This window comes from Armatimonas sp. (assembly GCF_043760365.1).
In the GTDB taxonomy this organism is placed as follows: domain Bacteria; phylum Armatimonadota; class Armatimonadia; order Armatimonadales; family Armatimonadaceae; genus Armatimonas.
In genome coordinates this window covers 1-4052 of record NZ_JAYUPA010000652.1, presented here as the reverse complement: position 1 = coordinate 4052, position 4052 = coordinate 1, and the positions used below count along the sequence as shown (strand labels likewise).

Annotated in this window: 5 protein-coding genes; 3 read left to right on the top strand and 2 right to left on the bottom strand. The window is 61.7% G+C overall.

Going from position 1 to position 4052, the window contains the following annotated elements; translation table 11 throughout:
* The 3 genes from ACH2EH_RS15075 to ACH2EH_RS15065 all read left to right on the top strand — a co-directional run.
* A partial coding sequence (locus ACH2EH_RS15075; RefSeq protein ID WP_395142865.1) for a hypothetical protein occupies positions 1-394 on the top strand: 394 nt, incomplete at its 5' end.
* An 8-nt stretch (positions 395-402) separates the two neighbouring features.
* On the top strand, positions 403-984 hold the full coding sequence (locus ACH2EH_RS15070) for a hypothetical protein (protein ID WP_395142864.1): 582 nt from the start codon (positions 403-405) through the stop codon (positions 982-984).
* Positions 985-1026: 42 nt separating this feature from the next.
* Positions 1027-1587 carry a hypothetical protein gene (locus ACH2EH_RS15065; RefSeq protein WP_395142863.1) on the top strand — a complete coding sequence of 187 codons (561 nt, stop codon included), beginning with the start codon at positions 1027-1029 and terminating at the stop codon, positions 1585-1587.
* Positions 1588-1626: 39 nt separating this feature from the next.
* Here ACH2EH_RS15065 and ACH2EH_RS15060 read toward each other — a convergent pair whose 3' ends face one another.
* Together ACH2EH_RS15060 and ACH2EH_RS15055 are read right to left on the bottom strand one after the other, a co-directional pair.
* Positions 1627-3591 (bottom strand): DUF5722 domain-containing protein, encoded by a 1965-nt coding sequence (locus ACH2EH_RS15060; RefSeq protein WP_395142862.1) that lies wholly within the window; start codon positions 3589-3591, stop codon positions 1627-1629.
* A 158-nt stretch (positions 3592-3749) separates the two neighbouring features.
* Positions 3750-4052 (bottom strand): MqnA/MqnD/SBP family protein (locus ACH2EH_RS15055; protein WP_395142861.1); only part of this gene is annotated, 303 nt, incomplete at its 5' end.

Genomic DNA, 4052 nt, shown 5'->3' with positions numbered 1-4052 from the left:
GCATCACAATAACCAGACTCAGGTTCGACCGTCGAAGGCGAACTTCCTGATCCGGACGGAGCTGGAAAACGGCGGGCGCTGCGTGACAGTCAACAACGACGGGGGCTACCGCAAGCCGTTTCCTGGTCTCTCGGTGGTGGCGCGGGTCTTCACAAAGGCGCGGCACCCTGCGGATCTGCTCCGAAAGCACCGGCACGTTCTGGCGCTCACCGAGCAGCGCCAGGGTACGCGCCGTCGCCCTCTCGCGCCTCACGAAATCCTGGAGACCGAGGTGCTCTACCATGAGCAGCTACGCACGGTGATACAGAAAGTGGGCTACTTTGGCTGGGGCGATGCCTTCCGCATGAGCTTCCAGAAACCGCTCCTGCAATACCAGCAGGATGAGATTGACTGAGGATACACATGAACACCGTGACGTGGCAGTGGACGACAGCCGATCAGGAAGCCTGGTACCAGCTCGCCCTTGACGAGCCGGAGTACCGGGATAAGTGCCGGAACTACCAGACAGGCTGGGCGCTTGCGGTGGGCTTTCTGGCGCTGGTGGTTGCGATTGGCACGGTCTCGCACTGGCTGCTGGCGCTGGCGATGACTCTGTGTGGTGCCACCCTCGCGTTTGTTCTGGCGGGAGTATTTCTGCGCCTCACTGCCCGCCAGGGACGGCGGCGGTGGTTTCAGGCGCAGGCAAAAGACCCGGATATCCAAAAGTGCTACACCCTGATTCTGGAGCCCAACGGCGTGCGGGTGGTGCTGGCCAACTCAGAGCACCGGTACCGTTGGTGCGTCGTCGAGCAAGCGGAGCTACTGCGCCACGGGTTCCTTCGCTTTAGTATCGAGGGCCAGGTCTGGCACCTGCCTCCCAGTGCCTTTACCGATTCCCTCCAGCGCGATGCCTTTCTTGCCAATTTTGCCCAGCTCCAGAAGTCAGAAGGAGCGGCGCAGGCTACGGGAGGTTGGTGGCGCCAGGGGCAGGGAATCGTCGGCTAGGTTTTAGTGCTCGCAGGAGCAGCAGATCAACGGAGGACAACCATGAACCGTGTGACTTGGCAGTGGAAAGAAGACGATCTTGCGCTCTGGTATCAGACATGCCCTATAGATGAAGCCTACAAGAAACAGTGCCGTCAGTGGCAGAACTCTTGCACGTTGGTCGCGGCCTGGATTGGGCTTTCTCTGGTGCGTTTCCTGGCCGGGAGTGGCGGGGCCCTCCTTGGTGTTATCGTCGGAATCGCAGCGGTCTATGGCATTCTGGGGTGGTATCTGCGTGGCGACAACCGCTTTGTTCGGAGCCAGTGGATGCGTCAGGCACGCAAGGAGTTCGATCCGTCGGAGTACTTCACGCTGGTCATTGAGACCGAAGGGTTCTGGATTCTTCAGGAAGGGGCCGAGGACTGGTACGCGCGAGCGAGTCTTGAGTCGGTGAATGTTCTCCCCGGCGGCTTTGTCGCGATTCTACTCAAGGGGATGGACGAGCCCTTTACGATTCCTCCGAGCGCCTTTACCGATACCAGCCAGCGGGATACGTTCGTCCAGCAGCTCACGGGGGGAAGTGGCCCCTGGTGGCGCCCACGCTCGGGAGTGGATGTGTTGTGAACCTGCTCACCGGCATCCTCGCCGCGCTGGAGCCGCACGCTATCCGGCCAGAATAGCGGGGGCGAGCCAGGTGGCCCAGCAGTAGGCTTCTTTGCCGTTGGCGTCGGTGGTGAGGGTGAGCGTAATCGTGCGGCCTGCGTGGGGAGTGAAGTCAATGGCATGGGGGTAGGGCTTGCCGCAATCCGTAACTTTGGCGCTCCAGATTTCTTTGCCGTCAACGCGCACGCCAAACGTGATGCCGTTGGGCGAGGGTTCTTTGGCGCTATTGAGAACCTCGAAATGAAGCGTTAGGCGTGCGGCTTTCGGGAGCGTGACGGGGAAGCTGGCCTCCGCGACTCCGATGGCCTTGGGGTGCTGGAAAAGGCCGGGGACACGCTTGCCCGTGCTGGTCTTCTCCTTAGCTTGCCGCCAGTCCAAGCCATTGAGCGCCGTGGCTGTCCAGAGCTGCTTGACACCGTCCCAGACGAGCTCCCCCGAGTAGAGACTCTCGGTGCCGACCCCGGAGCGCTCTCCGATGCGCTTTGTCGTGGGTCTGGCATCGTCCCAGCTCTTGAGGCCGGTCAGAGGGAGCAAGGGCGCGATAGTGGCGGCCCACTCAGGCGTGTCGGCTTTCTGGAAGACGCTCCACAGCGGGCGGCGACGGCCTTCTAAATCTCGCAGGCCGAGTTTGAGGCCGCCTTCTCCAGGGTGATCCTGGTGGCGGTGCAGGATAAACGCATCAATGCCCGGCATCTGGCGCACCTTCTCGAAGGCGTAGGCGTAGGCCGCCGCCTGGATCTTCTCGGCTTGTTCGCCGCTGCCCTTGCAGTTGAAACCCTGCTCGGAGAGAATCACCCGCCGCGCGGTATTGCTGACTCTCTGGCCAGACAGATTCAGGTAGGCGAGCAGCACTTCGAGGTTCTTGAAAGTGATAATGGGCGTATCGAAGCCCAGCCCAGCGTCTTCGTCGTCCCAGAAGATCGGATCAAAAAGCCCCTGCGGATACGGGTGCTGCGCGATGTGCCAGTCGAAGTCGCCCTCTGCCTTGCTGAGTGTGTTCAGGCCGTCTACCAACTGCCGCCCCGGCATTGTCCGATCCGGCGCTTCGTGGCGGTCGGTCCAGTAGTAGTCCAGGGAGATATAGATCCGTAGGTCTTTATGGACGCTTTTCACGGCGAGCCACGCGAGTCGCAGCGCATCGGCGTACTCGCGCACGACGGTCTCGCCGGTGGCTTTTCCCAGGTTGTACCAGTGCCAGTGGCTCTGCACCTCGTTGCCGATAATAAAGCCGCCCACTCGTCCAAAACGTCCCTCGGGTTCGGTCCAGCGCTTGGCTAAGAACTGCAAAAGCCCCCGATACAGCCGCTCGCTCTTCGCGTTGCTCAGGTTAAACGCCGAGAGCGGGTTGGCCGCGCCTTTCTTGTCGCACTTCGGATGGATGAGCAAGTCGCCATCTGCGGCATCGCGTGGGAAGTAGTTCAGGAAGATCACGGTCACCAGCATTCCCGCTTGCGTAAACGCCCGTACTTCGTCGTCGTAGCGGGCGAGTGTGCCCGCTGCGAGGGGGATCTTCTCACCGTCTACGTCCATGAACTCCACGGGGCCACCGTACGGGCCGCCAATGGCGGGAAGAAGCACCTCGCGGATACTGAGATTCATCCCGACGTGCTTGGCACCCAGCGCGACGGCATCGGCGCGGTCTACCACGCACTGAACACCTTTGATGCTTTTCGGCCAGGGTAGTGGGTTTGTACGCACCGCCGGGTCTGTAATCTCCGTCACCCACCGGGGCGACTCGGACGCGCTGGCACGAAAGCGCCAGAAGAGCCGATCTCGTCCGGTAGTGTCGAAGCGTGGGAGCGTGAAGTTCTTCCCGGCGACGCGCTCGGGCGCAAGCGTCTCCCACGCCGCCGTGCCCACTCCCTGCCCGAGCAAAAAACGAGGCATTTGCTGATTGGGGTGGATAATAAATGTCAGGGACTTCGCATCGGCGCGGATGCGGGCAATCGGCGAGGGCGTATCCATGGCTGATTATACGTGATGCCGGTTATCGCCGCCCAATCGAATTGGGCGTCTGCAATGGCACTGCGTGCCGCAAAGCCTGTTCCAGGCTGGGGAGATAAACTCGGTAGCCCGGCACGGGCTTTGCGGCTGAGGCACGAAGCCATTGCAGACGCCGGTTTTCAACCGGCGGCCTGCTGCGAGAAGAAGAACTCCACGGCGGCGCGGCCCTCTTTACCCAGATCGTCGGAGTACTCATTGACATAGAGTGCGATATGAGCCTCGATGACACCATCGGTGAGGTCCTGCGCGTGCTGACGGCAGAGTGCAAGGGCTTCGTCGCGGTGGGTGTCGGCCCAGGTGAGGCTCTCGCGGATCAGCGCGGTGATCGTGTCGGAGAGGCTCAGAGTGTGGCGGCAGAGGATCGCCCCCAGAGGGATGGCGTAGCCCGTCTCGTTTTCCCAGTGCTCGCCCAGATCCTGAAT

Bases quoted from the DNA above. Each gene is read 5' to 3' on its own strand.
- ACH2EH_RS15070 (WP_395142864.1), top strand. From the start codon at position 403: ATGAACACCGTGACGTGGCAGTGGACGACAGCCGATCAGGAAGCCTGG.
- ACH2EH_RS15065 (WP_395142863.1), top strand. From the start codon at position 1,027: ATGAACCGTGTGACTTGGCAGTGGAAAGAAGACGATCTTGCGCTCTGG.
- ACH2EH_RS15060 (WP_395142862.1), bottom strand. From the start codon at position 3,591: ATGGATACGCCCTCGCCGATTGCCCGCATCCGCGCCGATGCGAAGTCC.